The sequence below is a fragment of the Acinetobacter lactucae genome (assembly GCF_001605885.1).
Classification (GTDB): domain Bacteria; phylum Pseudomonadota; class Gammaproteobacteria; order Pseudomonadales; family Moraxellaceae; genus Acinetobacter; species Acinetobacter lactucae.
Window position 1 is genome coordinate 1 of the sequence record NZ_LRPE01000035.1, and the last position, 24,735, is coordinate 24,735.

Genomic DNA, 24,735 nt, shown 5'->3' on the forward strand with positions numbered 1-24,735 from the left:
TCCCATAGAACGACGTGTACCACGTGGAGGCATCCAAGTTCTATCTGCGTATTGCTCTGGCTTTGGACGCACTTGGTTGTGTACCGCATCGTCGGCTTGATTGCTTTCATTCGGCATTGGGAATGGCAATTTCACCAAAGCCTTTTTCTGTTTTGGCTGTTGCTCAGTCATGATTCATTCTCGAAATTTCGATTGCCAGTTATTATAAATGATTTTTCTCACTTCTTTCCAAAAAAGCTTCAATTGTATAAATCTTGCTTAAGAATATTACTAAACTAAACTTTTTTACATCTGAGCAGGATCACATCCGCAAATTGCTTAATTTTTGCGATAAGATAGGATGCTTTTTATTTTTAATCCCATAAGAGGAATATTGCCGTGGACGTACGTCTTTCTGATCGTGTCAATGCTATCAAACCGTCCCCTACACTTGCTGTAACGAATAAAGCTGCTGAGCTTAAAGCTGCAGGCAAGAACGTGATTGGTTTAGGCGCTGGCGAGCCAGATTTTGATACCCCTCAACACATCAAAGATGCTGCAATTGAAGCGATTAATAATGGTTTCACCAAATATACGGCTGTAGATGGTACTCCTGGGTTAAAAAAAGCAATTATTGCTAAATTTAAGCGTGATAATAATCTTGATTATCAAGCGAATCAGATTTTGGTTTCATGTGGTGGTAAGCAAAGCTTCTTTAACTTGGCGCTTGCTCTATTAAACAAAGGCGATGAAGTGATCATTCCAGCACCTTTCTGGGTAAGCTATCCAGATATGGTCATTATTGCTGAAGGTACTCCAGTCATTGTGAAATGTGGCGAAGACCAACGTTTCAAAATCACTCCTGAACAATTAGAAGCTGCGATTACACCTAATACTCGTTTAGTGGTATTAAACAGCCCATCTAACCCAACAGGCATGATTTATAGCAAAGCTGAATTAGAAGCTTTAGCTGAAGTTTTACGTCGTCACCCACAAGTATTTGTTGCATCTGACGATATGTATGAACCGATTCGTTGGGAAGATGAGTTCTATAACATCGCAACTGTTGCTCCAGATTTATATGACCGCACAATTGTTTTAAACGGTGTGTCTAAAGCATATGCAATGACAGGTTGGCGTATTGGCTATGCGGCCGGTCCAGCAAAAATCATTGGCGCAATGAAAAAGATCCAATCACAGTCAACTTCTAACCCGACTTCTATTTCGCAAGTTGCTGCTGAAGCTGCATTGAATGGTCCACAAGACGTTTTACAACCTATGATTGAAGCGTTTAAACGCCGTCATGACTTAGTTGTAAATGGCTTAAATGATATTAAAGGGATCTCTTGCTTACCTGCTGATGGCGCTTTCTATGCCTATGCAAACATTCGCCCTCTTATTCGTGCAAAAGGCTTAAAGTCTTGCACAGAGTTCTCTGAATGGTTACTAGAAGAAACTGGCGTAGCAGTAGTTCCTGGTGATGCATTTGGTTTAGGCGGCTTTATGCGTATTTCATATGCAACAGCTGATGAAGTACTTGTTGATGCATTAGCACGTATCAAAAAAGCTGCTGACTCAATTGAGGGTGTAGACGCTGCTATCGCTTCAATTGAAGCTGAAAAAGCTGCGAAATAATCTGCATGTTGCATAAAAAGGGTTCTCTTAAGAGAACCCTTTTTTAATTCTATGCTTTGTTAGTTTTAGGAGGCTTTATATAAATAACCAATAGAATTCCAAATAAAACCATAACACTAGATAAAATCACTCGCTCGGTTACAGTCTCATTTACGAATAGGCTCCCCCCTATAATCGCCAAACATGGCACACTTAACTGTACTGTACTGGCAGTCACCCGATCAATATGCTTCAGAATCGCATACCAGAGGACATAAGCCCCACTTGAAGTAACACCACCCGACAAAACCGCTAAAATCCATCCTTGCACGTCAATATATCGATCTTCGGCAAGTAATATATTCGCCAACAAAACCATTGGCACAGCTAGCGTAAAATTTGCCAATGTACTACCAATAGGTTGCGTCATATTGCGACCAGCAATGCTATATCCAGCCCATGCTAAACCAGACATCACCATAATTAGAGCATATCCCCAATCAGGCGCTTGAGCACCGGGTAATAACAAAACACTGATTCCAGCTAAAGCAATACCTAAGCCTATAGCACGGTATATTCCAATCTGCTCACCTTGCGAATAGCCATAAAGCACCATAGTCAGCTGTACAACCCCAAATAATAACAGAGCACCAATACCAGCATCGATTTGAAGGTATGCATATGAAAATGCCAAAATATAAACTGCTAGAAAAAATGCGTTTTTTAAACTCCATTGGACTTTGGCTTGAGACGATTTTGAATATAAAAACAGCCCCAATAAAACAACTGCACCACTTCCCACTCGTACTAAGCTAAAAGTCATTGGGTCAATATGTTCGCCTGCCAGAGCCAAACGGCACAATACAGAATTTGCTGCAAAAGCCACCATTACTAGTGTAATTTTAAAAAGCATTGTCCTTATGCTCCTGTTATTTCTTATAGTGTAAAAGAAGTCTTTCTTATCTATCTAATTCATTATGCAACTCATTTAATTCAATTTTTATAATAAAGGAATTTTATATTAAATTAACAAATTTTGAAGATTCAACTTATCAGTTCAATTTTTAACTATAGAATTGACTCAACTAAAACTTAATAATAGGCTAATATTAAGTTCCATTTTAGAACTTAAAGAATTAAAGGACTCAAAAAATGAAAAATCCGATGGAAATGACTGGCCTTGAATTTTTACAAGCCATGATTGAAGGCCATATTCCACCTGCCAGCATTAGTAAAACGATACCTATGCAACCTACTGAAATTTCAGAAGGATCTGTTACTTTTAAAGCCCAAGCGGATCATAACCATTTGAATCCACTCGGTGGCGTACATGGCGGTTTTGCTGCCACAGTCCTAGATTCGGTAACTGGCTGTGCAGTACATACGATGTTACCTGCGGGTGTAGGTTACGGCACAATCGACCTTAACGTAAAAATGTGCCGTCCCATTCCAAAAAACCATCCTTTAATTGCGACAGGCAAAGTCATTAATTTAAGTAAAAATTTAGGTATTTCCGAAGGAAAGATTATTGATGAGGAAGGTAAACTGTATGCCTATGCAACAGCAACCTGCATGATTATTCGTCCCTAAGGATTAAAGGCAGCCTTAAACCGCTGCCTTTTTTATTGAGTAATTTTCATTATTTGGACGTTCACAAGTTTGTGCAATCACATAAGGTGCCCAAACATTCTTAAGTTGAAGTTCTATAATTCCTTGATGCTCGGCAGACCATGCTAAAACTTTATTTTTACCGAACAGTAACTCCCCTTTCACTTGAAAAATATATAAAGATTTGGAGGAGTTTAATTGGTGCGAGCTTTTTAAAACTTTAAGTGAATTATGCACATTCCATTTAGAGCTAAACCAAAGCTGCAATAAATCGCCTAAATATAAATCCTGCTTTTTGAAAGGATAAGCATTAATCCAAGCACCTTCTACAGGTGTGTAATAAGATTCTGATTGATTTAAGATATTGAGATAATTGTGTTGATAGAAATCAAAATTAGAAAAAATAGAAGCGATCGTAAGCGTGTTCATACTTATCTCCGATTTAGCCATTTTAGTGCTGGCAAGTTGGTTTAAATCCACACTGTTTGGATTTCTCCAAACGCTTGTTCTTTTTTGAATTTAGCAATTGATTTTTTAAAGCGCAAGTAATTTCTTAACCCATCACTCAACTGATCAAATAAAAAGCATACGACACAAAAATGAAGTAAACATGACAAATTAGACTTGACCCTTCTCAAAATCCCCTTATAATCGCATGCAGATTCTCCCATAGCTCAGTCGGTAGAGCGACGGACTGTTAATCCGCAGGTCCCTGGTTCGAGCCCAGGTGGGAGAGCCAAATACTAAAAAGCCCGCAGCATTAAAGCGGGCTTTTTTTGCCATAAATTTATCAATAACTATAAAAAATCCTCTATCTGTTGATAGAGGATTTAATTTTTTCTTAGAGTCTTTGTTAGATTTAACGCTCTAACCTAACTCGAAAGAATATATTTTCTTATCAAATTATTATTCCACTTCAACCACTTTTAAAGGATTAAAAGATTGAGTAGTCGGCATCATTTCAATACGATTAATATTAATGTGTGGAGGTTGTGAAGCAATCCAAGCTACTGTATTTGCAATATCTTCAGGCAAGAGTGGATTCTTTTTATCATATAGACTGTTTACTTTATTCTCATCACCTTTAAAACGTACTAAAGAAAACTCTGTACCACCGCAAAGCCCTGGTTCAATGTTAGTTACGCGCACACCAGTACCAGCCAAATCTGCACGAAGATTTAGACTAAATTGCTCCACAAATGCTTTGGTTGCCCCATACACATTGCCCCCTGGGTACGGGTATGTACCTGCAATAGAGCCCATATTAATAATCAAACCTGATTTTTTCTTTACCATACTTGGCAAAATTAATCGGGTAATCGTAACAAGCCCCTTCACATTGGTATCAATCATCGTGTACCAATCATCTAATTCTGCTTTATCTGCGGATTCCAATCCTAATGCCAATCCAGCATTATTCACCAATAAATCAATTTGACTGATTTGAAATTCGGCTGGTAAATCAAGCAATACTTTATTTATATTTTCTACCGTATCTGTCATATCAAATACTAAGGGATAGAATTTTTCACCGAGCTCTTGTTGTAATTCTTTTAACTTTTCTGCTCGTCTTCCACAACCAATAACGTTATAGCCTAACTCAATCAGTTTTTTTGAAATACTATAACCAAAGCCCGCTGAGGCACCTGTAACTAATGCTAACATTCTTATATCCTTAGAAATAATCAACTATTTTAGCTAAACCGATCTTGAACAGATTTATCTTTATATTTACATAATATTCGTTATTACTTTAAAAAATAAAAGATTTTTTGAAAAATTAATTTTAAAGAATTATATAGTTATAATAAAAAAGTTTATCTAGAGAGATAAACTTTTTTATTTCAATCATCTAAGATTAGACTGGTACGCCACTATGAAAACGGAAAGTATCATCTGGTGTTAAAATCAAATTCTTTTCAACCTCACGAATATGATCAATTCGCTGCTGAATATCCTCTTTAGGAGCTTTCATTTTTGCATTTTTTGCCACATCAAGTGCAAGAGCCAAATAGTCTTCAAAATGACGAGACTCTGACTTAAGCAAGTATCGATAATAACGTCCTAACTCATCATCTACACGCGGAGCAAGTGCATGAAAACGCTCACATGAACGAGCCTCAACAAAAGCACCAATCACCAGTACATCAATTAAAGCTTCAGGTTCATACGTACGAATCTCTTTACGCAACCCACCAGCATAACGTCCGGCACTTAAACCCGTCCACTCTTGACCCCGCTTAGCCATAAGCTCAAGTACTTGTTCGTAGTGAAGCATTTCTTCACGTACAAGCTGAGCAAGCTTTATTTGCAAGTCAGGAAAAAAGCTATAGCGAAACATTAAGTTCATTGCCGTACTAGCAGCTTTCTTTTCACAATTAGCATGATCTTGCATCAAGATATCTAAATTATTGATTGCTTCATCCAACCATGCATTTGGTGTTTGACATCCTAAAAAAGCCACCACAGGTTGCATTAATTCATCGTAATTGATACTCGACATAACCCACTATCCTGCTGCCTGAATCGCTGTTTTCATATCTTTAACAGCTTGAACCAAACCTACAAAAACACTTTCAGCAATAATTGAATGACCAATGTTTAATTCATGAATTTGTGGAATAGCTGCAATTGGCGCAATATTTTTAAGGTTAAGGCCATGACCTGCATTTACAACCAAACCTTTTGAAGCTGCATATTCAACACCTTTGATAATGCGCTCTAACTCGGCTTGTTGATCTTGCTCCGTTTCCGCATCTGCATATGCACCCGTATGCAACTCAATCGTAGGTGCACCACACGCAACTGCTGCATCAATTTGAGCTAAATCAGCATCAATAAATAATGATACGTCGCAACCAATAGCCGCTAAAGTTTGAGTTGCTGCTTTAACTTTTTCAAAGTTACCCACTACATCCAAACCACCTTCAGTTGTTACTTCTTGGCGTCTTTCTGGCACAAAACACACGTGCTGCGGCTGAATTTCTTTCGCAAACTCGACCATTTCATCAGTAACAGCCAACTCTAGGTTCATACGCGTTTTTAATAATGGACGCATGCGACGCACATCGTCATCTTGAATATGGCGACGGTCTTCACGCAAATGCAAAGTAATTCCCTCTGCACCAGCTTGTTCACAAATAAGAGCAGCTTCCACAGGGTCTGGATAAGTAGTACCGCGCGCCTGTCTCAAAGTAGCAACATGGTCTATGTTTACACCAAGCAATGCAGCCATAAATAAATCCTAATTACGATTGAGTTTGAGTATTTTGAATCCACAATTGTCGACTTTTTAGGGGACGATCTCCTAAAAGCGATGTAATCATTTGGCGGTATAGTTTACCTAATAATTGCAATTGTTCGTGAGAAAAATCCTGACCTTGCTCATAATCCAACATAGATAAAATTGCTTTACCTGACAATGAGGAACGACTTGCCTGAACAACGGGCGCAAAACCTTCAGTCACCTGAAATTGATAAAACTGATGAGCTTGTATTGGCTGTTGTTGAGTATCGATTGAGAAATCAATCGCGTAACCAAGCTCAGGAAGTAAAACATGTTCGAACTGGCGTAAAATTTGTCTCAGAAAAAGATCAGGATTTTCGTGAGAAGACAATTGCTGTAATTGAAGCAGTGTTAACTGATATTGTTCAAAAGATTGCGGCATTGCCTCTTCTAAGGGGCAAAGTCTAAGAACAATTTCATTTAAATAAAATCCGGCAAAAAAAGCATCACCAAAAAAGAAAACAGGCTGATTTAATATTTCCAGCTTAGTAAAATTTTTGAGTTCACTTTTACCCGTGGCTTGTAGCCGAATAGGCTGATATTGAGGGGGCGGAGTCTGCCTTAAGATGCCATCGACTCGCCCATATTCCTGAGTAAAAAGATGCACAATATGACTTTTTTCACGGTATTTACGGTGATGAATCATATATCCATGGAGGACTTCATTGCGCATCATAAAAAGAATCTATTCCTCAGATTCTTTTTCTTTTTTATCATCCTCATCATCACCGTCAGGAATAACAGCACCTACAACAGCTGCTGTACCTTTAACTACACCTTTAGTAGTTTTATAGGCGATACCTACTGGTACGGTTACAAGTTTATATACACAACCTTGTAACATCAATGTACATCCAACTATAGCGATTAATGATGTAATTGTTTTCATACCAGCATCCTTATCCTTTAGATATCACTGTATCCTAAGCTTTTTAGAGCACGCTCATCATCAGACCAACCACCCTTCACTTTTACCCAAAGTGTGAGCATAATTTTTTGCTCAAACATTTTTTCCATGTCTTTTCGAGCATCCATACCAATCGTTTTAAGCTTGGTTCCTTTCTCACCAATTACAATGGCTTTTTGACCAGCACGGTCTACAAAAATCGTTGCATCGATATAGGTACAGGCGGGTTTTAAACGACCAGTTTTTTCATTAACAGTCGCTTCTTCCGTTTTGAAAGATTCAATTTGTACTGTTAAATCATAAGGAAGCTCTTCACCCAACTGACGCATGATTTTTTCGCGAATAATTTCACTCGCCAAGAAACGCTCAGAGCGGTCAGTAATCTGATCAAATGAATACAAAGGTGGCTGATAAGGAAGATACTTCTCAATCGTTTCACTCAAATGTTCCAAGTTTGCACCACGTAATGCAGAAACAGGAACAATCTCAGCAAAATTCATAAGTTTGGCACGTTCTTGAATGAGAGGAAGAATCTCTCTTTTATCTTCAAAAGTGTCCGCCTTATTAATGACCAAAATAACCGGCATTTCAGCATTCTTGAGTTTTTCAAGCACTAAATCATCGTTTTGAGTCCACTTATAAGCATCGATAACGAATAAAACTAAATTAACGTCACGTAATGCAGAATGAGCAGCACGGTTCATCATTTTATTAATAGCACGCACTTCTTTTTTATGCATACCTGGGGTATCTACATATACCGCCTGCATTTTTTCGCGTGAATCAATACCAATAATTTTATGACGTGTTGTTTGAGGTTTACGCGAAGTAATAGAAAGTTTTTGACCCAATAAATGGTTCATGAGGGTAGATTTACCCACATTTGGACGTCCCACAATCGCCACAAATCCGCTCTTAAAATCCGAAGGGATTGTTACGCCTTTGGAACTAAAAAATTGATCAATCAGATTATTAGGATCTTGGTTTTCATTTGAATCTGGATTGATTTGATCAGAATGCATCGACATGCAGGTTATTGCTCCAATAACTTTAAAATTTCCGCCGCTGCTGCCTGCTCGGCAAAACGACGACTTGAACCCTCACCATAAATCTTCGGTAAACCATCTACCACACATTCCACTTTAAAGTGCTGATGAGGTGCATCACCCTGAATATCTACAACCTCGTAAACAGGGAGAGGTTTTTTACGTGCTTGTAGATACTCTTGTAAACGTGATTTCGGATCTTTGAGTTGATCCGTAGGTTCTATATGGTCTAAATAGGGTATGTACCATTTTAGCACAATATCTTTAAGTAAGTTGAGATCACCACTATCAAGATAAATTGCACCAATAATCGCTTCTACCGTATCTGCTAATATTGACTCACGATGATGACCACCAGATTTCAACTCACCTGTGCTTAATATTAAACACCGACTAAGTTGCAAATCGGTTGCAATCTTACCTAACGCTTCCTGACGAACTAAAGTCGCACGCATACGTGTGAGACGACCTTCATTTTCATTTGGATAGGCATGATATAGATAATTAGCGATTATCATGCCTAATAATGAATCGCCCAGAAACTCTAAGCGCTCGTAATTGTATTTGTGACTCACCGAACGATGAGTCAAAGCTAACTGTAACAATTCAAGCTGCTTAAATTGATATCCGATTCGACTCAGTAAGCGAGGATCACTTAGTTTGAACTGATGTTTTATCAAAACTCTTCTCAAATGTTAAAACTAAATCAATATTAAATAAGAAAGGTTTTCTTACTTCATATTTCTTTTTGACCGTTAGACCTGACTGATTAAACACTTGAGCGATCTCTTTAAAGTGAAGATCACGAATATTGTTCATTTCGAGTCGCTGATCCATTTGTGTTACAAACTTTTGTGGTGTGATCTCAGAAGAGCTTTCTTGTAAAAGCTCTTCTATCTGATTATTAATCAGCCGATCATCCCAATATGCTGGCCAGACTGCAAGTACAGCTTTTACTGCAACTGCAAATATAACCACCCCAAATAAAATTGCTAAATACGAAGTACCCTGTTGTGCCTTACGCATTTCTTTTTTTCCTAATGGTTGTTTTTAATCTATTTTTCCATTTCGGCTAAAGTTAGGAAGATGTAAGCCCGGTTCTTTATGCATCCACACATAGAATGCTCGTCCTGTTAAGTTTTCTTCAGGCACAAAACCCCAGAAACGACTGTCTGCACTTTGATCGCGGTTATCCCCCATTGCAAAGTAATGTCCTTTTGGTACAGTCACTTCCCAATATAAACCGTCTTGGTTTGTATATTTACCATTTTCAACATAGTTGATAAACGGTGCTTGGCGCGCCACATTTACGCCTTCAAGCTCGCGCATCGTAAAGGTATGCTCACCAATCGTCTCTTTATGATAAATAGACGTTGGCGTATCCATCACATCTTTTTCACGACTGAACTGTGTTAATACTTTCGGTACTTTTTGCCCATTAATAATCAATTGCCCATGGTCATAAACAATATGATCACCAGGTAAACCGATTACACGTTTAATATAACTAATAGTCGGTTGAGGTGGATAACGGAATACAATTACATCACCACGCTTTGGTTCACCAACATCAATAATTTTCTTATTAACGATAGGTAAACGTACACCATAATCAAATTTATTCACCAGAATAAAATCACCAGTTTCTAAAGTTGGCACCATAGAGTCCGATGGAATATTAAATGGTTCATAAAGAAATGAACGGAGCACAAGTACTACAGCTAAAACTGGCCAAAAGTCATAGGCCCATGTAATGACAAAATTTTCGTTCCCGCGCCCTTTATTTGCACGCTGTTTTAATACAAGTTTATCTAACAACCACACTGCAAATAGAATCAGCGTAACTGGAACAAGAATTAAATTAAAATCAAAATCCACATGACCTCACTCGCAGCCTCGCTGCTTGTATTACAGTGGGGAAAAGAAATAACTCCTTTCCCCCACCCTCATTTCTTATCTTTCTACTTTCAATACAGCCAAGAACGCTTCTTGTGGAATTTCAACACTTCCCACTTGTTTCATACGTTTCTTACCTTCTTTTTGTTTAGAAAGTAGTTTTTTCTTACGCGAAACGTCACCACCATAACATTTTGCCAATACGTTTTTACGCATCGCTTTTACGGTAGAACGGGCAATAATTTGCGCACCAATTGCAGCCTGAATGGCAACATCGAACATTTGGCGAGGAATTAAGTCTTTCATTTTCTCAACCAATGCAATACCACGATGGCGTGCATCATTTCGGTGGCAAATCATAGCCAAGGCATCAACCTTTTCGCTATTAATTAACACATCAACCTTAACTAAAGCTGAACTTTCAAAACGTACAAAGTTATAGTCTAACGATGCAAAACCACGAGAGCATGACTTTAATCTGTCAAAGAAGTCCATAACGACTTCAGCCATCGGGATTTCAAAAGTAATAGAAACTTGGTTACCCAAGAATTTCATATCTTTTTGTACACCACGACGTTCGATACATAGCGTCATTACGTTCCCTAAATATTCTTGAGGAACAAGGATATGACATTCAGCAATTGGTTCACGCAAATCTTCTACAGTCGATCCATCCGGCATTTTTGATGGGCTATCGATGTAAATCGTTTCGCCTTTCTTGGTTAATGCTTCATAAATTACGGTAGGCGCAGAACTAATGAGATCAAGATCGTACTCACGCTCTAAACGCTCTTGTACAATTTCCATGTGCAGCATACCTAAGAAGCCACAGCGGAAACCAAAGCCTAAAGCATCTGAACTTTCTGGCTCAAAGAATAAAGCCGAGTCATTGATCTGTAATTTTTGTAATGCTTCACGGAATGGTTCAAAGTCACTCGCATCAATCGGGAAAAGACCAGCATATACTTGCGGTTTAACCTTTTTGAAACCCGGTAAAGTTGCAACATCTGGTGTAGTAGCAAGTGTAATGGTGTCACCTACTGGCGCACCAAAAATATCTTTAATACCCGCAATAACAAAACCTACTTCACCAGCTTCAAGAATATCTGTTTCAGTATGCTTAGGGTTAAATACACCAACAGAAGTGACCGGATGAGTTTGTCCTGTCGATTTAACCAACATTTTGTCGCCCTTGCGGATACGACCTTGTTTAATACGAACAAGAGAAACTACGCCTAAGTAGTTATCAAACCATGAGTCGATAATTAATGCTTGTAAAGGTGCTTCACGATCACCTTCTGGTGCCGGAATAACATCGACCAAACGCTCGAGTACACCTTCAACACCTAAGCCAGTCTTTGCTGAACAAGTTGGTGCATCTGTCGCTTCAATCCCGATAATTTCTTCAATTTCATGAATTACACGCTCAGGTTCAGCCTGTGGTAAATCAATTTTATTTAGAATAGGAAGAACTTCGAGACCTTGCTCAATTGCTGTATAACAGTTTGCAACTGATTGTGCTTCAACGCCTTGTGCAGCATCTACAACCAATAGTGCACCTTCACATGCAGCTAATGAACGAGAAACTTCATATGAGAAGTCAACGTGCCCAGGCGTATCAATAAAGTTCAGTTGATATTCCTGACCATTTGGATGAGTGTAATACAGCGTGACGGAAGCGGCTTTAATGGTAATCCCACGTTCACGCTCAAGCTCCATTGAGTCTAAGACTTGGGCTTGCATTTCACGATCTTGTAGACCGCCACACATCTGAATAAAACGGTCAGCCAATGTAGACTTACCATGGTCAATGTGGGCAATAATCGAGAAATTTCGTATATTTTTGATATCGACGGATTTTTTAGCTTGCGCCATGGGTTACCTTGAGAAAATATAGAGTGCTATGTAGCTTGTTTTAATACACAGCCAAAGCGGTTAAATAAATTGCGTGAGATTATAACAGATTGCCGATATGAAAAAGATATAAATTCTTTCTTTTAAAAAAGCTTTTTAAACTTCTCACCATAACGAACTATTTCTCGTTGAAAAGCCTCTAAATCAGAACAGTTTTAACTCGAACTTACGTAAGCTTGCCGATAAATTATTGCCAGTCTCATTAGCTGTCTCGCCAATCAATTCAAATCCAAGTTTCTGCACGACTTGTTGAGATCTAATGTTCTGCTCAAATATTTCAGCCCAAACATATTTTATTTGTTTTTGGAATAATCTTTCTTGTTTCAAATACTGGATGAGCCCTACAAGAGCCTCTTGCATATATCCCTCACCCCATGCATTAGGATGAAGTTCATAACCAATCACAACTGCAAAATCATCATCACTCTGTTTGACAGTATTCACTCCACATGTTCCCAACATAGTTCCATCTTTTTTAAGACGAATAGCATGCCTAAAACCTAACTGTTGATTCCATTTTTTATGCATTTTTTCAATTAAAGCCTCAGCTTCTTCCAATGAAGTAAAGGCTTTTAAATCATAAAATTCGAGTACGCTTGAATTTGAAAATAACTCAAAGACAAAATTTTTATCGGCTTCTGTAAGGTCACTTAAGATTAATCGATCGGTTTCTATAGAAAATAAATTCTTCAAATTCCGGCCTCTCTTTTTTACTTACTTATCATACGAAAAGGTAAAATCATAAGGGTTTATGCTTGAGTCAAGTGGCTTGTATGCATGGGTAAAAGTTGGCGACATTCGTTTTGGACGCCCTGTAGCAATTTCAATACATGCCCATTTGGTATTTCCAACAAATAATACGGCCTGATCTAATGGACGGAAAAACACATACTGACGGAAAGAATAAAGCGCATTAATATCATCTAACCATGTACGTAACACAATTTGTTCGCCTTCAAACGCAGCTTTACGATATTGCACATGGTGCTCAACCGCGACCATTGCATGTTTTAACTCAAGATACTTAGTTACGCCTACTCCCAAAGTTTCAACATGAGCAGCAGCTACATCCTGCATCCATTGAACATACATCACATTATTTACATGTCCCAACGCATCAATATGATGTGGCTGCACCTGAATATGTAAATCAAAAATACTACTCACAAATGAACACTCTTATTTATTAACTTTAAAACTGAAATTAAGTGTAGGTAGATATCACTAAACGCTCAAGTTAAATAACAAAAACCACCCATTTTAGGGTGGTTTATTAATTTGGTTGAGGGTTATTGAATACGTAAACCAAGCATCGCTCGCTGTCCCTGACGAATAATAGCAACGCGTGCTACGGTATTTTTCGGCAAGTTAGAAACAACTTTTGCAAAATCCTGACTATTTAAAATTTGGCTATTATTGACTTGAGTAATTACATCGCCCGGAATGATATTTGACAAAGATGCCAAACCACCACGGCGAACATCTTGTACAAAAATACCACCTTTCACGTTCAACGCATTTTTTTCCGGTTCAACTAGATCACGAATACTCATGCCTAAAACTGGCCCTTTAGATGCAGCACCTTGTGCACCAGTAGCTGGTGTTTCATCTGGAGCAGTCGTTAAGGTTGCTGAAATATTACGTGTTTTATCATCACGTAACACTTCAAACTGAACGGTTTGATTTGGCTGTACTTTATTTAATGCATACAGTAAATCACTCGTACGAAGTACAGGCGCACCGTTTAGTTTTAAAATCACATCTCCAGCTCTTAACCCTGCTTTTTGTGCAGGTGAGTTCGGAGAAATTTGAGTAATTAAAGCACCTTCAGGTTTTGGTAATTTGTAGGCATCGGCAAGGTTTCGATCAATATCTTGCATCATCACCCCAAGATAAGAGCGTGTGACTTTACCTTTTGTTTTGAGCTGGTCGGCAACATCCATTGCTACATCAATCGGAATAGAGAAAGACAGGCCCATATAGCCGCCAGTACCACTAAATATTCGAGAATTTACGCCGACCACTTCACCATTTTGATTAAATAATGGACCACCAGAGTTACCTGGGTTTAAAGCTACATCAGTTTGAATAAACGGCACCGAAGTTTCACCGCTCATGTTCCGTGATTTTGCACTAACAATACCTGCCGAAGCTGAGTAGTCAAAGCCAAACGGCGAACCAATAGCTAAAACAGGTTCTCCGACACGTAAACGATCAACATTTCCTACTCGTAAAGCTGGATAGTTAGTTCCGTTTACTTTTAACAAAGCAACGTCTGTACGCTCATCACTACCCACTACGGTTGCATCAATTTCACGGCGGTCATTTAGAGTGATGCTGATACGAGAGGCATTTTCAATCACATGGTGGTTTGTGAGTAAGTAACCATCTTTACTAATGAAGAATGCACTTCCGTAAGCTGTCTTTTCTTGTGGACCTTGTTGCTGTGGAATGATCACCTGATTGCCAAAGAAACGTTTTAAAATTTCAGGAACTTGCTGTTGCAACAGTTCATCCTGAGTCATTTTTTTTACGACATTTACACTCACGACTGCTGGACTAACTTGTTCAACAAGATTTGAAAAATCAACAGCAGCATTTGCTTGAACAGCAGCAACTGTAAATACCGCTGCATACATTCCTTGTTGTAAATAGCGAGATTTCATTCGGTGCTCACCCACAATTGGTCTACGAGAATAAGGATAAAACTGTTGTATCACAACGCTTTGAGGTTGTGCGTAACAATATGTTTATTTGTAATACGTCATCACAAGGATTATTTTACGCATTGCAACTTTTTAAGCCAATTGCAATTTTTCTCTGAGTTAGAGCGCTTAAGCTCTTGCCTTTTTAGGTAAAAAGGGGTGTCATTAGCGGACGTTTTAAATTGATGCGAATGGACATGCCTAATTTACAGACAATTCACCACTTTGACGTGATTATTGTGGGCAGCGGCGGCGCTGGTTTAAGTCTGGCTTTATCGTTACCAAATCATTTTAATATTGCAGTTTTAGCCAAAGCTGCTCTAACCGAAGCAAGTACCTTTTATGCTCAAGGTGGCGTTGCTGCTGTTCTTGATGAGACTGACTCTATTCAACAGCACATTAATGACACTATGATTGCAGGCGCTCATTTATGTGAAATGGACGCGGTACAACATACCGTAGAAGGCGGCCGCCCTTCTGTTGATTTTCTTTTAAAACAAGGTGTGCAATTTACCCTCGATGAGGATGAGCAACTTCACTTAACTCGCGAAGGTGGCCACTCACAGCGCCGCATTATCCATTCTGCTGATGCAACAGGCAAAGCCATTTCAACTACTTTGGTTGAGCGTGCCAAAGAACGTAAAAATATTACTATTTTTGAAAACTATATTGCGATTGATTTAATCACTTCGCATAAATTAGGTCATATTGACCAAGCGAATCGTGCTATTGGTTTGTATGCATTAGATGAAAATACTGAAAAGGTTCATACCTTCCTTGCACCATTCACCGCGCTAGCTTGCGGCGGTGCGATGAAAGCTTACCTATATACATCTAATCCAGATATTGCTACAGGTGATGGTATTGCAATGGCTTTCCGTGCAGGTTGCCGTGTAGCCAATATGGAATTTAATCAATTTCATCCAACGTGTCTCTATCACCCTCAAGCACGCTCGTTCTTAATTACCGAAGCTATGCGTGGTGAAGGTGCTTATTTGCGTCTACCTGATGGCGAACGTTTTATGTTGCGTTTTGATGATCGTGCAGAACTGGCTCCTCGCGATATTGTGGCACGTACAATTGACCACGAAATCAAACGTCTCGGTATTCGTCATGTCTGGTTAGACATTACCCATAAATCACCAGAATTTATTAAAGAACACTTCCCTACACTCTATGCAAGATTACTTGAGTTAGGTATCGACATTACCAAAGACATGATTCCTGTGGTTCCGGCAGCTCACTATACATGTGGTGGTGTTGTAGTTGACTCAAATAGCCAGACGGATATTGAAGGTCTATATGCCATTGGTGAAACGTCATATACGGGCTTACATGGTGCAAACCGTATGGCAAGTAACTCATTACTTGAGTGCTTTGTTTACGGTATGAGTGCAGCAAAAGATATCGAAAATAAATTTGATGAAAACTTCAAATTACCTGAAGTACCAACTTGGGATGACTCACAAGTAACCAACCCAGATGAAGATGTTGTGATTTTACAAAACTGGGATGAGTTACGTTCGACCATGTGGAACTACGTTGGTATTGTAAGGACTACGAAACGTTTAGAACGTGCTTTACACCGTATTGAAATGTTAAAGCGCGAAATTACTGAATATTATCAAGATTACCGTGTCAGTAAAAACCTGATCGAGCTGCGTAACCTTGTTTTAGTATCTGAAATGATTGTGCGCTGTGCTATGCAACGTAAAGAATCACGTGGTCTACATTACACTCTCGATTATCCGGAAACTTCGAGTGAGATTCGTAAAACGGTTTTAACTCCTCCAAATTTTGCGGTAGAACAGCCCTTAGTTAATACTGATATTTAAGCTATTCTTCTACTCTACAAAAAAGCACAGCTCTGGCTGTGCTTTTTATTTGGTTTGATATTTATGGTCTAGGTGGGATTGAATAAGTCGCGGTCACATGCGCAACGGGTTCATCCAAACCGACTGAATAAATCCAGACTTCCCCAACAACCAAGCTCTTTCCGACCTTCATGAGTTTACATTCACTACGTAAGTCTTGATCACCCGCGGGTTTTCTTAAAAAATTAATATTAAAGTTGGTCGTCACAGCTAAACCAACAATACCGATCTCACCTAATATCGCAATATATAAAGCAAAATCAGCTAATGTCATCATGGTTGGGCCAGATATGGTGCCACCGGGACGTTGATGTCTTTGATCAACGTGATAATAAACTACTGCTGCTTTGGGTGTGACTGATTCAATCGTGCAATGTTCAAGACTGGGTGGAAATTCCTTTTCAAGAAATGCCACGATTTCTTCTTTTGAACTTTTCATCCTTGTTATTCTTCAATCTATAAATCATATGTAAGATAGCATAAGAAAATAACAGATCTTTTCTATGACGTTTTAAATCAGAATTAACGTCATTTTTAACCACTCCCATTTTTATAAGAGTGGCTCATTCAATTGCTTATCCTAAATATTGCAATGCCTGTTCGAACACCTGATCAGGACTTTGAGTTGCATCTATTCGCTTAATACGTTCTGGTTCAGCTTTCCATAAGGTTTCATAACCTTCACGAACCTTAGTAAAGAAGCTTAACTTTTCTTGCTCAAAACGGTCTAAAGCTCCGCGTTCGCGTGCACGGTTCATACCAAGTTCAATCGGGGCATCTAACCAGAAAGTCACCTCAGGCATGCGTGAAACAAAATTCTGATTTAAAAGCTGCAATTTATCTTGGCTTAAACCGCGACCAGAACATTGATAAGCAAAACTTGCATCAGTAAAACGGTCACTTAATACAATTTTATTAGATTCTAGAGCTGGCAAAATAACCTGTTGTAAATGTTGAGCACGTGCCGCATAAATGAGTAGTAACTCAGTATCATGACTCATATTTTCATCATGATTCACTGCTAAAAGCATTGAACGAATTTGTTCAGCTAGCGGCGTCCCACCCGGCTCTCGAGTTAAAACAACTTGTTTGCCTTGCTCTTCAAAATGCTGATGAATTTTTCGAATGAGTGTAGTTTTACCTACCCCTTCCGTGCCTTCAAAGCTAATAAACATCTCTTTTCCTTATTTCTTCGATCTCAACACGGATAAATAGTCCTGCACCGCTTGATTATGCGCTTGCAAACTTGCCGTAAATTTATGTCCACCGTTACCAGTCGCTACAAAGTAGATGTTGTTTGAGTTATCTGGATGTAACGCTGCTTCTATTGCTTTTTGGCTTGGTAAAGCAATTGGAGTTGGCGGTAAGCCATTAATGGTATAGGTATTATATGGCGTTGGGGTACGCAGGTCTTCTCGGGTAATATTACCTTTATAGTTATTCCCCATACCGTAAATAACAGTTGGATCCGTTTGTAAACGCATACCGAGTTTTAAACGGCGGACAAAAACGCCAGAAACTTGTGTAAGTTCACTGTCTAAACTTGTTTCTTTCTCAACAATAGAAGCCATAATTAATGCTTCATATTTGTCTTTATAAGGTAAATTCGGCGCGCGATTTGCCCAAGCTGTATCTAGAGCTTTTATTTGACGATGATATAAATCGGTAAGAATTTTCTTGTCAGTCTCGCCTTTGGCAAAGAAATAAGTATTCGGCGCGAACAAGCCTTCCGGATGATCGAAAGGAATCCCAAGCGCTTTCATAAGCTGATCATTAGGCAAATCTAATATTGTATTTTTTACGTTTTTATCATTTTTGAGTGCAGTAATAAGCTGCTTAAAAGTTGTACCTTCAATCACCAAAACACGATTCATCTGAGCATTATCAGCGTCAGATAACATCTCTAACACTTGTCTTACGCTCATCCCTTGTTCAATTTCATACACACCAGCTTTCATGCTGTCATGAATCATAAACTTTTGATAAAGCTTCAATATGATAGGAAAGCTAATTTTGTCTTCTTTTGCCAAACGATCAATAAAACCAGAATAAGTTTCCCCAGATGTAATAGATAACATCTGTTTTTTACCATCGATAGGATAAGCCTTAAACAAACTTGACCATAAAATGGCAAACGTAAAGATTAAAACAATAAAAAGGCCAATTAGAACCAATCGCTTAGAAAATTTTGGAGCTTGTTTTTTGTTATTTTTCTTGGCGTTTTTTGCTTTCGCATTGACAGGTGGCTTCGGCATATTAATGAATCTGATTTAAGTTAAGGATATGAAATAAATCTATGCATGCCTGTGTATCTAGCGTTTTCTCGCCTAAATGAGTAACCACTCGCATAGGGTTTAAAGCATTACAAAAGAATAGACTTTGTATTTCAGATACTTCATCTAACTCTATTACACGTACTTCACAGGCAATACCATGGTGCTGCATACGTGCCAGAATTTCTGCCCGCATTACACCGTGGACGCCATTATAGCGAAGTTCAGGAGTAATCCATCTATCATTTAAACGAATAAAACAATTACTACTGACCCCTTCAACAATATAACCTTGTACATCAGTAACTAATGCTTCATTCCACCCGAGTTGATCTGCTTCTTTTTTTAGCAATACTTGTTCAAGGCGGTTTAAAGATTTAAGCCCGACCAAGCTCGGCATGGTTAAACCTAGGGCCTGGTTTAAAACACCACACTGGATAGAGTCAGGTACAAATGGCTCTAAAGCTTTTGGATAAAACCAGATATAAATATCTGCTTCATGATTTGGCAAGCTATAACCACGGTCACCTTGACCACGACTAATCACAATTTTTAAAGTGCCGTTGAGCACAAGATTTTGCTTTTGTAATTGCTGTAAGCTTTGTTCTATGAATTCAAAATTCGCAGTTAAAGACAGTCTTTGACATGCAAGTTTTAGACGTTCCCAATGTCTTTCTTTAAGCTCAATCTGGTTTTGAAAAACACGAATTGTAGTAAAGCATCCATCTCCATAATGAAAGGCTCGATCTAATAAAGGAATAGTCTCAACGGGTTGCCCATTTTTAAAACACCACATGTTTGTTCCATCCTTTGCTAAAAGCCGCACAACAATACAACACCTTTCATTTAAATAATAAATGATTGATTTTAAAAAATTATACCGATTTCGTATCAACTTTTGAAACTTGTTATATATCAAGATTTAAGAATAGTTTATCTCTTCTTAGTATTTCTATTTTTTTCATATTAAATTCGTTTTTTATTATTTTTTTAGGATAAAGACTAGCGCTATTCTGCGTTCATGTTTTGAACATTTCATATTTTTTGAGGACTTATCTCATGCGTTTTTCTCAATTAAAAGTCGGGGTTATCGCTGCACTTCTTTCTGTTTCATCATTTGCAGCCCAAGAATTTTTAAACGTTTCTTACGATCCTACTCGTGAGTTATATACAGATTTCAACAAACAATTCGGTACTTACTGGAAGCAACGTACTGGTCAAGATATTGAGTTTAAACAATCACACGGTGGCTCTGGTAAACAGGCTCGTGCGGTTATCGATGGCTTAAATGCAGATGTGGTGACATTAGCACTTGCAGCAGATATTGATGAAATTGCTGAAAAAGCAAAATTACTTCCAACTAACTGGCAGAAAAAACTGCCACAAAACTCAACGCCATATACATCAACGATTGTGTTTTTAGTGCGTAAAGGCAATCCAAAACAAATTAAGGACTGGGCTGATTTAATCAAACCCGGTGTAGAAATTATTACACCAAACCCAAAAACCTCTGGTGGTGCTCGCTGGAACTACCTTGCTGCTTGGGCTTGGGCAAAACATCAACCAGGCGGCAATGATGCAAAAGCACAAGAGTACGTTCGCCAAATTTATAAACACACTAAAGTTCTAGATTCGGGTGCACGCGGTGCAACGACTACTTTTGCTGAGCGTGGTATTGGTGATGTGTTACTGGCTTGGGAAAATGAAGCTCATTTAGCTATTCGTGAACAGCCGGGCAAATTTGAAATTATTACCCCATCTCTTTCAATCTTAGCTGAACCTCCAGTTGCAATTGTAGAGAAGAATGCAGCTAAAAAAGGCAACTTAACCATTGCTAAAGGTTATCTCAACTACTTGTATTCACCTGCTGGCCAAGAAATTGCAGCGCGTAACTTCTACCGTCCTCGCAATGCAGCTGTACTCAAAAAATACAGCAATGTATTTAAGCCATTGAAGCTTGTAACCATTGATAAAGAATTTGGTGGTTGGACAAAAGTCCAAAAACAACACTTTGATAATGGTGGGGTTTTCGATCAAATCGTGAAAATCAATAGTGCAGAGAAGTAATTCTTTGTACTAAAGATAAGGAGAATAGACATGATTCACACTGTAATTGTTCCGGGTGTAGGTGGTAGTGAACATCAACATTGGCAATCTTGGTTGCAGCGTCAACTCGTGTCTAGTTCTCGTGTTGAGCAAAAAAACTGGGATAGACCTGTACTAAACGAATGGATTGAGCAATTTGTTAAAACAGTTCAAGCAGCTCAAGCTCCTGTTCAAATTGTTGCGCATAGTTTTGGATGCTTAACGAGTGTTGCTGCTTTAGCTGAGTATCCAGAATTAAAAAGCCAAGTTAAGAAACTTATTTTAGTTGCTCCAGCAAATCCAGCACGCTTTGGGGAAGCAGGGTTTGCTCGTCATAGCTTAACTGACTACAAAGCGTATTTTCATCAATTAAAAATTGATGTGCCTGCAACGCTGCTCATTAGTGAAAATGATCCGTGGCTTGGCCTTTTTGATGCTTTACAACTTGCAAAAGCATGGAAGTTAAATCCAATTAATCTTGGTGAAGTGGGTCATATTAATGTTGCCTCAGGTTTTGGGCCATTTCCAGATTTACTGAATTATTTGATTCCAGAAGATTCAATGTGTAGTCACTCATCTATCGACCCGGTAAAAACACATTTCTCTTTGAAATTTGCTTAATACCAATCTTTATACCGCACCGTTTATCTTTATTTATTCGCTTACTGGTTTCAGCAGGCTTTTCTCTTTGAGGAAATATCATGTCGCAGCGATCCCGAGTGCTGCCTGGGTTTGGTCTATCTTTGGGCTTCACCCTCGCCTATGTATCTTTTATTGTGCTTATTCCATTAGCCGCAGTCTTTATCAAATCATTTGGAATCGGATGGGACGGATTATGGGAAATTTTAACGTCTGAGCGTATTTTAAAATCGCTTCAACTTAGCTTTAGTTCAGCTTTAATAGCAGCGTCTATTAATGTTGTGTTTGGCCTACTTTTGGCTTGGTGTCTTGTTCGTTACAACTTCCCAGGAAAACGTCTGGTTGATGCTCTAGTTGACTTACCTTTTGCTCTACCAACCGCAGTTGCAGGTATTGCTCTTACTTCGCTCTATGCACCTACTGGCTGGATCGGTCAATATCTGGAGCCACTCGGTATTCAGGTTGCCTATACACCAATCGGGATTACGTTAGCATTGGTATTTATTGGTATTCCATTTATTGTAAGAACAGTTCAACCAGTACTCAGTGATATCGAAACTGAACTTGAGGAAGCTGCTTCGGCACTCGGCGCAAATCGCTGGCAAACCATTACTAAAATTATTTTACCAATCTTATTACCTGCTCTATTTACAGGTTTTGCTTTGGCATTTGCCCGCGGCGTGGGTGAATATGGTTCTGTTATTTTCATTGCCGGCAATCAACCATTTAAAACAGAAATTGCCCCACTGATGATCATTTCTCGTCTTGAGGAATATGATTATGCAGGTGCAACAACGATTGCTGCTGTGATGTTGGTTCTCTCTTTCATTATTTTATTTGCTATTAATTTACTTCAAGTCTGGGCAAACCGTCGTACGGGGAGAGATATCACATGAACCTACATACCGACAGCAATGCACTTGCCTTAAAGTTGCAATCTCGTGACGCGACACGCGAACCGACTTGGGTACGTTATACCCTCATTACTATTGCACTGATCTTCTTTCTCAGTTGCCTGATGCTGCCACTCATTCTGGTTTTTGTAGAAGCATTTAAACAGGGGCTTGAAGTCTATGTTCAGGCTTTGATTGATCCAGACACGCTATCGGCGGTGAAATTAACATTACTCACCGCAGCAATTGCAGTTCCGATTAACGTGATATTTGGTGTTGGCGCTGCATGGGCTGTTTCTAAGTTCCAGTTTAAAGGCAAAGCTATTTTAACCACCATTATTGATATGCCTTTTTCGGTTTCACCCGTTATTGCAGGTTTAATGATTGTACTGATTTTTGGTGCACAAGGCTGGTTCGGCGGCTGGTTAATGGATCATGACATCAAGATTTTATATGCCGTACCTGCAATCGTTTTGGCCACTATCTTTATTACAGTTCCATTTGTGGCGCGTGAGTTAATTCCACTCATGGAAGCTCAAGGGACTGAAGAAGAGGAAGCAGCGATTGTACTCGGTGCTTCAGGATGGCAAACCTTTTGGAAGGTCACCCTCCCGAACATTAAATGGGGACTAATTTACGGTGTGATTTTGTGTAATGCCCGTGCAATGGGTGAGTTTGGTGCAGTATCAGTGGTTTCTGGCCATATTCGTGGTGAAACCAACACCCTGCCACTTCATGTCGAAATTTTATATAACGAGTACACGTTTAGCGCAGCCTTTGCCGTGTCCTCATTACTTGCTTTTTTAGCTCTTTTAACACTGATTTTAAAAACTTGGTTAGAGCTACATCAAGATAAACCACAACCGCATTCAACTGATTCGTAAGGAATGAAATCATGAGTATTCAAGTTAAAAATATTGAAAAACACTTTGGTGCATTCCATGCGCTTAAAAATATTTCCCTAGACTTTCCAGAAGGTGAACTGGTTGCGCTACTCGGACCATCTGGTTGCGGTAAAACGACGCTACTCCGTATTATTGCAGGTCTAGAATCAGCCGATGGCGGTCAGGTTTTACTTGAAGGTGAAGATGCGACTAATGTACATGTGCGTGAGCGTCAGGTCGGCTTCGTATTTCAGCACTATGCTTTATTCCGTCACATGACCGTATTTGACAATATTGCCTTTGGTTTACGTGTTCGTCCTCGTTCAACTCGTCCTTCAGAAGCTGAAATTAAAAAACGTGTTACTCGTTTACTTGATCTAGTTCAACTGGGCTTTTTAGCAGACCGCTACCCTGCCCAGCTTTCAGGCGGACAACGTCAACGTATTGCTTTAGCACGTGCTTTGGCTGTAGAGCCTCGTGTGTTATTACTGGATGAGCCATTTGGTGCCCTAGATGCCAAAGTCCGCAAAGAATTACGTCGCTGGTTACGCAATTTACATGACGAATTGCATATTACTTCAATTTTTGTGACTCACGATCAGGAAGAAGCGCTTGAGGTTGCAGACCAGATTATTGTCATGAATAAAGGTAATGTTGAGCAGATCGGCTCACCTCGTGAAGTCTACGAAAAACCTGCAACGCCGTTTGTATTTGATTTCTTGGGTCAGGCAAATCGATTTGAAGGTGAAAACACCGGCGGTATTATCCGTATTGGCAATGACCGTATTCAATTACCGACAGCAGTTGAAGCACCTCAAGGAAAAGTGATTGCTTTTGCCCGTCCAGATGAGTTACATATTCACTCGCAACCGCAAGCGAATACCATTGAAGCGACATTTGTACGTGAAATCTGGATTGCCGGAAAAGTAGTGGCCGAATTACAAGACCGTAATGGACGTTTAATTGAAATTGCTCTGAGCAGTGAAGCTGCAAAATTACATGCATTTAAACCAAATCAAACTGTTTGGGTGAGTGCATCACAATTGCACTTGTTTGCAGACCAAGTTGCTTAAGAAATATATTTGGTGAGGAAATATCTTGCGGATTTTTTAGACGCTCCTCACCTCTTTTG

General features: G+C 39.1%; 29 protein-coding genes and 1 tRNA gene. 9 read left to right on the forward strand and 21 right to left on the reverse strand.

What is annotated here, in order from left to right; translation table 11 throughout:
• Positions 1–171 (reverse strand): hypothetical protein (locus AWW73_RS18700; protein ID WP_081409612.1); only part of this gene is annotated, 171 nt, incomplete at its 3' end.
• A gap of 207 nt (positions 172–378) precedes the next feature.
• Between AWW73_RS18700 and AWW73_RS12340 the strand changes: the two genes are divergently transcribed.
• The gene (locus AWW73_RS12340) at positions 379–1,614 is read left to right on the forward strand and encodes a pyridoxal phosphate-dependent aminotransferase (RefSeq protein ID WP_002118408.1); all 1,236 of its coding nucleotides are present in this window, start codon (positions 379–381) and stop codon (positions 1,612–1,614) included.
• Positions 1,615–1,663: 49 nt separating this feature from the next.
• Here AWW73_RS12340 and AWW73_RS12345 read toward each other — a convergent pair whose 3' ends face one another.
• Positions 1,664–2,506 (reverse strand): DMT family transporter, encoded by an 843-nt coding sequence (locus tag AWW73_RS12345; RefSeq protein ID WP_062849801.1) that lies wholly within the window; start codon positions 2,504–2,506, stop codon positions 1,664–1,666.
• 239 nt (positions 2,507–2,745) lie between these two features.
• Between AWW73_RS12345 and AWW73_RS12350 the strand changes: the two genes are divergently transcribed.
• Positions 2,746–3,183, forward strand: a complete 438-nt coding sequence (locus tag AWW73_RS12350) for a PaaI family thioesterase (RefSeq protein WP_016146110.1) — start codon at positions 2,746–2,748, stop codon at positions 3,181–3,183.
• Positions 3,184–3,198: 15 nt separating this feature from the next.
• Here the strand turns inward: AWW73_RS12350 and AWW73_RS12355 are convergent, their stop codons facing one another.
• Together AWW73_RS12355 and AWW73_RS18705 are read right to left on the reverse strand one after the other, a co-directional pair.
• Entirely contained in the window at positions 3,199–3,630 is a 432-nt protein-coding gene (locus tag AWW73_RS12355) for a hypothetical protein (RefSeq protein ID WP_062849802.1), read from the reverse strand.
• 41 nt (positions 3,631–3,671) lie between these two features.
• Positions 3,672–3,818 (reverse strand): hypothetical protein, encoded by a 147-nt coding sequence (locus AWW73_RS18705; RefSeq protein ID WP_079748485.1) that lies wholly within the window; start codon positions 3,816–3,818, stop codon positions 3,672–3,674.
• Between the two features lie 46 nt (positions 3,819–3,864).
• Between AWW73_RS18705 and AWW73_RS12360 the strand changes: the two genes are divergently transcribed.
• Positions 3,865–3,940: transfer RNA gene (locus tag AWW73_RS12360), tRNA-Asn, on the forward strand.
• Positions 3,941–4,107: 167 nt separating this feature from the next.
• Here the strand turns inward: AWW73_RS12360 and AWW73_RS12365 are convergent.
• The 13 genes from AWW73_RS12365 to AWW73_RS12425 all read right to left on the reverse strand — a co-directional run bounded on the left by AWW73_RS12365 (position 4,108) and on the right by AWW73_RS12425 (position 14,916).
• On the reverse strand, positions 4,108–4,866 hold the full coding sequence (locus tag AWW73_RS12365) for an SDR family NAD(P)-dependent oxidoreductase (RefSeq protein WP_062849803.1): 759 nt from the start codon (positions 4,864–4,866) through the stop codon (positions 4,108–4,110).
• A gap of 193 nt (positions 4,867–5,059) precedes the next feature.
• Positions 5,060–5,704 carry a MiaE family protein gene (locus AWW73_RS12370; protein WP_062849804.1) on the reverse strand — a complete coding sequence of 215 codons (645 nt, stop codon included), beginning with the start codon at positions 5,702–5,704 and terminating at the stop codon, positions 5,060–5,062.
• A 6-nt stretch (positions 5,705–5,710) separates the two neighbouring features.
• Positions 5,711–6,436 carry a pyridoxine 5'-phosphate synthase gene (pdxJ, locus tag AWW73_RS12375; RefSeq protein WP_017386244.1) on the reverse strand — a complete coding sequence of 242 codons (726 nt, stop codon included), beginning with the start codon at positions 6,434–6,436 and terminating at the stop codon, positions 5,711–5,713.
• Between the two features lie 13 nt (positions 6,437–6,449).
• Positions 6,450–7,163 carry a DNA repair protein RecO gene (gene recO / locus AWW73_RS12380; protein ID WP_016146115.1) on the reverse strand — a complete coding sequence of 238 codons (714 nt, stop codon included), beginning with the start codon at positions 7,161–7,163 and terminating at the stop codon, positions 6,450–6,452.
• A gap of 9 nt (positions 7,164–7,172) precedes the next feature.
• The gene (locus AWW73_RS12385; protein WP_005067833.1) at positions 7,173–7,376 is read right to left on the reverse strand and encodes an NF038104 family lipoprotein; all 204 of its coding nucleotides are present in this window, start codon (positions 7,374–7,376) and stop codon (positions 7,173–7,175) included.
• A gap of 17 nt (positions 7,377–7,393) precedes the next feature.
• Positions 7,394–8,416 (reverse strand): GTPase Era, encoded by a 1,023-nt coding sequence (gene era / locus AWW73_RS12390; protein WP_014207367.1) that lies wholly within the window; start codon positions 8,414–8,416, stop codon positions 7,394–7,396.
• An 11-nt stretch (positions 8,417–8,427) separates the two neighbouring features.
• Positions 8,428–9,120 (reverse strand): ribonuclease III, encoded by a 693-nt coding sequence (gene rnc, locus AWW73_RS12395; RefSeq protein WP_005067830.1) that lies wholly within the window; start codon positions 9,118–9,120, stop codon positions 8,428–8,430.
• Positions 9,092–9,466, reverse strand: coding sequence for a DUF4845 domain-containing protein (locus AWW73_RS12400; protein WP_032055219.1), 375 nt, complete (start codon positions 9,464–9,466; stop codon positions 9,092–9,094). Before AWW73_RS12400 ends, rnc begins: the two co-directional genes overlap by 29 nt.
• Before the next feature lie 24 nt (positions 9,467–9,490).
• Positions 9,491–10,318, reverse strand: a complete 828-nt coding sequence (gene lepB / locus AWW73_RS12405) for a signal peptidase I (protein WP_062849805.1) — start codon at positions 10,316–10,318, stop codon at positions 9,491–9,493.
• Positions 10,319–10,393: 75 nt separating this feature from the next.
• On the reverse strand, positions 10,394–12,211 hold the full coding sequence (gene lepA, locus AWW73_RS12410; protein ID WP_016146118.1) for a translation elongation factor 4: 1,818 nt from the start codon (positions 12,209–12,211) through the stop codon (positions 10,394–10,396).
• A 183-nt stretch (positions 12,212–12,394) separates the two neighbouring features.
• The gene (locus AWW73_RS12415; protein ID WP_062849806.1) at positions 12,395–12,943 is read right to left on the reverse strand and encodes a GNAT family N-acetyltransferase; all 549 of its coding nucleotides are present in this window, start codon (positions 12,941–12,943) and stop codon (positions 12,395–12,397) included.
• 21 nt (positions 12,944–12,964) lie between these two features.
• Positions 12,965–13,417, reverse strand: a complete 453-nt coding sequence (locus AWW73_RS12420; protein ID WP_062849807.1) for an acyl-CoA thioesterase — start codon at positions 13,415–13,417, stop codon at positions 12,965–12,967.
• A gap of 122 nt (positions 13,418–13,539) precedes the next feature.
• Positions 13,540–14,916: a Do family serine endopeptidase gene (locus tag AWW73_RS12425; protein ID WP_057106501.1), complete on the reverse strand. Its 1,377-nt coding sequence runs from the start codon at positions 14,914–14,916 to the stop codon at positions 13,540–13,542.
• A 230-nt stretch (positions 14,917–15,146) separates the two neighbouring features.
• On the opposite strand from AWW73_RS12425, the gene nadB reads away from it, so the two are divergent.
• On the forward strand, positions 15,147–16,790 hold the full coding sequence (gene nadB / locus AWW73_RS12430) for an L-aspartate oxidase (RefSeq protein ID WP_016802641.1): 1,644 nt from the start codon (positions 15,147–15,149) through the stop codon (positions 16,788–16,790).
• A gap of 61 nt (positions 16,791–16,851) precedes the next feature.
• On the opposite strand, the gene AWW73_RS12435 is transcribed toward nadB, so the two are convergent.
• From AWW73_RS12435 to pabC, 4 genes are all read right to left on the reverse strand, one after another.
• Positions 16,852–17,268: a PaaI family thioesterase gene (locus AWW73_RS12435; RefSeq protein ID WP_009393656.1), complete on the reverse strand. Its 417-nt coding sequence runs from the start codon at positions 17,266–17,268 to the stop codon at positions 16,852–16,854.
• A 136-nt stretch (positions 17,269–17,404) separates the two neighbouring features.
• Positions 17,405–18,004: a dTMP kinase gene (tmk, locus tag AWW73_RS12440; protein WP_057106502.1), complete on the reverse strand. Its 600-nt coding sequence runs from the start codon at positions 18,002–18,004 to the stop codon at positions 17,405–17,407.
• Between the two features lie 9 nt (positions 18,005–18,013).
• Positions 18,014–19,084 (reverse strand): endolytic transglycosylase MltG, encoded by a 1,071-nt coding sequence (mltG, locus tag AWW73_RS12445; protein WP_062849808.1) that lies wholly within the window; start codon positions 19,082–19,084, stop codon positions 18,014–18,016.
• Position 19,085: 1 nt separating this feature from the next.
• Positions 19,086–19,898 (reverse strand): aminodeoxychorismate lyase, encoded by an 813-nt coding sequence (gene pabC / locus AWW73_RS12450; RefSeq protein WP_062849809.1) that lies wholly within the window; start codon positions 19,896–19,898, stop codon positions 19,086–19,088.
• Between the two features lie 263 nt (positions 19,899–20,161).
• On the opposite strand from pabC, the gene AWW73_RS12455 reads away from it, so the two are divergent.
• The 5 genes from AWW73_RS12455 (at position 20,162) to AWW73_RS12475 (ending at position 24,676) form a co-directional block, all read left to right on the forward strand.
• The gene (locus tag AWW73_RS12455; protein WP_001212602.1) at positions 20,162–21,169 is read left to right on the forward strand and encodes a sulfate ABC transporter substrate-binding protein; all 1,008 of its coding nucleotides are present in this window, start codon (positions 20,162–20,164) and stop codon (positions 21,167–21,169) included.
• A gap of 30 nt (positions 21,170–21,199) precedes the next feature.
• Positions 21,200–21,808, forward strand: a complete 609-nt coding sequence (locus AWW73_RS12460) for an RBBP9/YdeN family alpha/beta hydrolase (protein WP_016146126.1) — start codon at positions 21,200–21,202, stop codon at positions 21,806–21,808.
• An 80-nt stretch (positions 21,809–21,888) separates the two neighbouring features.
• Positions 21,889–22,722: a sulfate ABC transporter permease subunit CysT gene (gene cysT, locus AWW73_RS12465; RefSeq protein WP_016146127.1), complete on the forward strand. Its 834-nt coding sequence runs from the start codon at positions 21,889–21,891 to the stop codon at positions 22,720–22,722.
• On the forward strand, positions 22,719–23,603 hold the full coding sequence (gene cysW / locus AWW73_RS12470) for a sulfate ABC transporter permease subunit CysW (protein WP_062849810.1): 885 nt from the start codon (positions 22,719–22,721) through the stop codon (positions 23,601–23,603). The genes cysT and cysW overlap by 4 nt, the downstream gene beginning before the upstream one ends.
• Positions 23,604–23,614: 11 nt before the next feature.
• Complete coding sequence (locus tag AWW73_RS12475; RefSeq protein WP_057106509.1) at positions 23,615–24,676, forward strand: sulfate/molybdate ABC transporter ATP-binding protein; 1,062 nt, start codon at positions 23,615–23,617, stop codon at positions 24,674–24,676.
• Positions 24,677–24,735: the final 59 nt, after the last annotated feature.

What these genes read in the sequence shown, in the direction of transcription:
- AWW73_RS12365 (WP_062849803.1), bottom strand. Translation starts at nt 4,866, where the DNA reads ATGTTAGCATTAGTTACAGGTGCCTCAGCGGGCTTTGGTTATAGTATT.
- cysW (WP_062849810.1), top strand. Translation starts at nt 22,719, where the DNA reads ATGAACCTACATACCGACAGCAATGCACTTGCCTTAAAGTTGCAATCT.
- recO (WP_016146115.1), bottom strand. Translation starts at nt 7,163, where the DNA reads ATGATGCGCAATGAAGTCCTCCATGGATATATGATTCATCACCGTAAA.
- AWW73_RS12345 (WP_062849801.1), bottom strand. Translation starts at nt 2,506, where the DNA reads ATGCTTTTTAAAATTACACTAGTAATGGTGGCTTTTGCAGCAAATTCT.
- AWW73_RS12350 (WP_016146110.1), top strand. Translation starts at nt 2,746, where the DNA reads ATGAAAAATCCGATGGAAATGACTGGCCTTGAATTTTTACAAGCCATG.
- AWW73_RS12475 (WP_057106509.1), top strand. Translation starts at nt 23,615, where the DNA reads ATGAGTATTCAAGTTAAAAATATTGAAAAACACTTTGGTGCATTCCAT.
- cysT (WP_016146127.1), top strand. Translation starts at nt 21,889, where the DNA reads ATGTCGCAGCGATCCCGAGTGCTGCCTGGGTTTGGTCTATCTTTGGGC.
- AWW73_RS12400 (WP_032055219.1), bottom strand. Translation starts at nt 9,466, where the DNA reads ATGCGTAAGGCACAACAGGGTACTTCGTATTTAGCAATTTTATTTGGG.
- pdxJ (WP_017386244.1), bottom strand. Translation starts at nt 6,436, where the DNA reads ATGGCTGCATTGCTTGGTGTAAACATAGACCATGTTGCTACTTTGAGA.
- lepA (WP_016146118.1), bottom strand. Translation starts at nt 12,211, where the DNA reads ATGGCGCAAGCTAAAAAATCCGTCGATATCAAAAATATACGAAATTTC.
- AWW73_RS12370 (WP_062849804.1), bottom strand. Translation starts at nt 5,704, where the DNA reads ATGTCGAGTATCAATTACGATGAATTAATGCAACCTGTGGTGGCTTTT.
- AWW73_RS12460 (WP_016146126.1), top strand. Translation starts at nt 21,200, where the DNA reads ATGATTCACACTGTAATTGTTCCGGGTGTAGGTGGTAGTGAACATCAA.
- AWW73_RS12355 (WP_062849802.1), bottom strand. Translation starts at nt 3,630, where the DNA reads ATGAACACGCTTACGATCGCTTCTATTTTTTCTAATTTTGATTTCTAT.
- pabC (WP_062849809.1), bottom strand. Translation starts at nt 19,898, where the DNA reads ATGTGGTGTTTTAAAAATGGGCAACCCGTTGAGACTATTCCTTTATTA.
- era (WP_014207367.1), bottom strand. Translation starts at nt 8,416, where the DNA reads ATGCATTCTGATCAAATCAATCCAGATTCAAATGAAAACCAAGATCCT.
- nadB (WP_016802641.1), top strand. Translation starts at nt 15,147, where the DNA reads ATGGACATGCCTAATTTACAGACAATTCACCACTTTGACGTGATTATT.
- AWW73_RS12435 (WP_009393656.1), bottom strand. Translation starts at nt 17,268, where the DNA reads ATGAAAAGTTCAAAAGAAGAAATCGTGGCATTTCTTGAAAAGGAATTT.
- AWW73_RS12455 (WP_001212602.1), top strand. Translation starts at nt 20,162, where the DNA reads ATGCGTTTTTCTCAATTAAAAGTCGGGGTTATCGCTGCACTTCTTTCT.
- tmk (WP_057106502.1), bottom strand. Translation starts at nt 18,004, where the DNA reads ATGTTTATTAGCTTTGAAGGCACGGAAGGGGTAGGTAAAACTACACTC.
- mltG (WP_062849808.1), bottom strand. Translation starts at nt 19,084, where the DNA reads ATGCCGAAGCCACCTGTCAATGCGAAAGCAAAAAACGCCAAGAAAAAT.
- AWW73_RS12425 (WP_057106501.1), bottom strand. Translation starts at nt 14,916, where the DNA reads ATGAAATCTCGCTATTTACAACAAGGAATGTATGCAGCGGTATTTACA.
- AWW73_RS12385 (WP_005067833.1), bottom strand. Translation starts at nt 7,376, where the DNA reads ATGAAAACAATTACATCATTAATCGCTATAGTTGGATGTACATTGATG.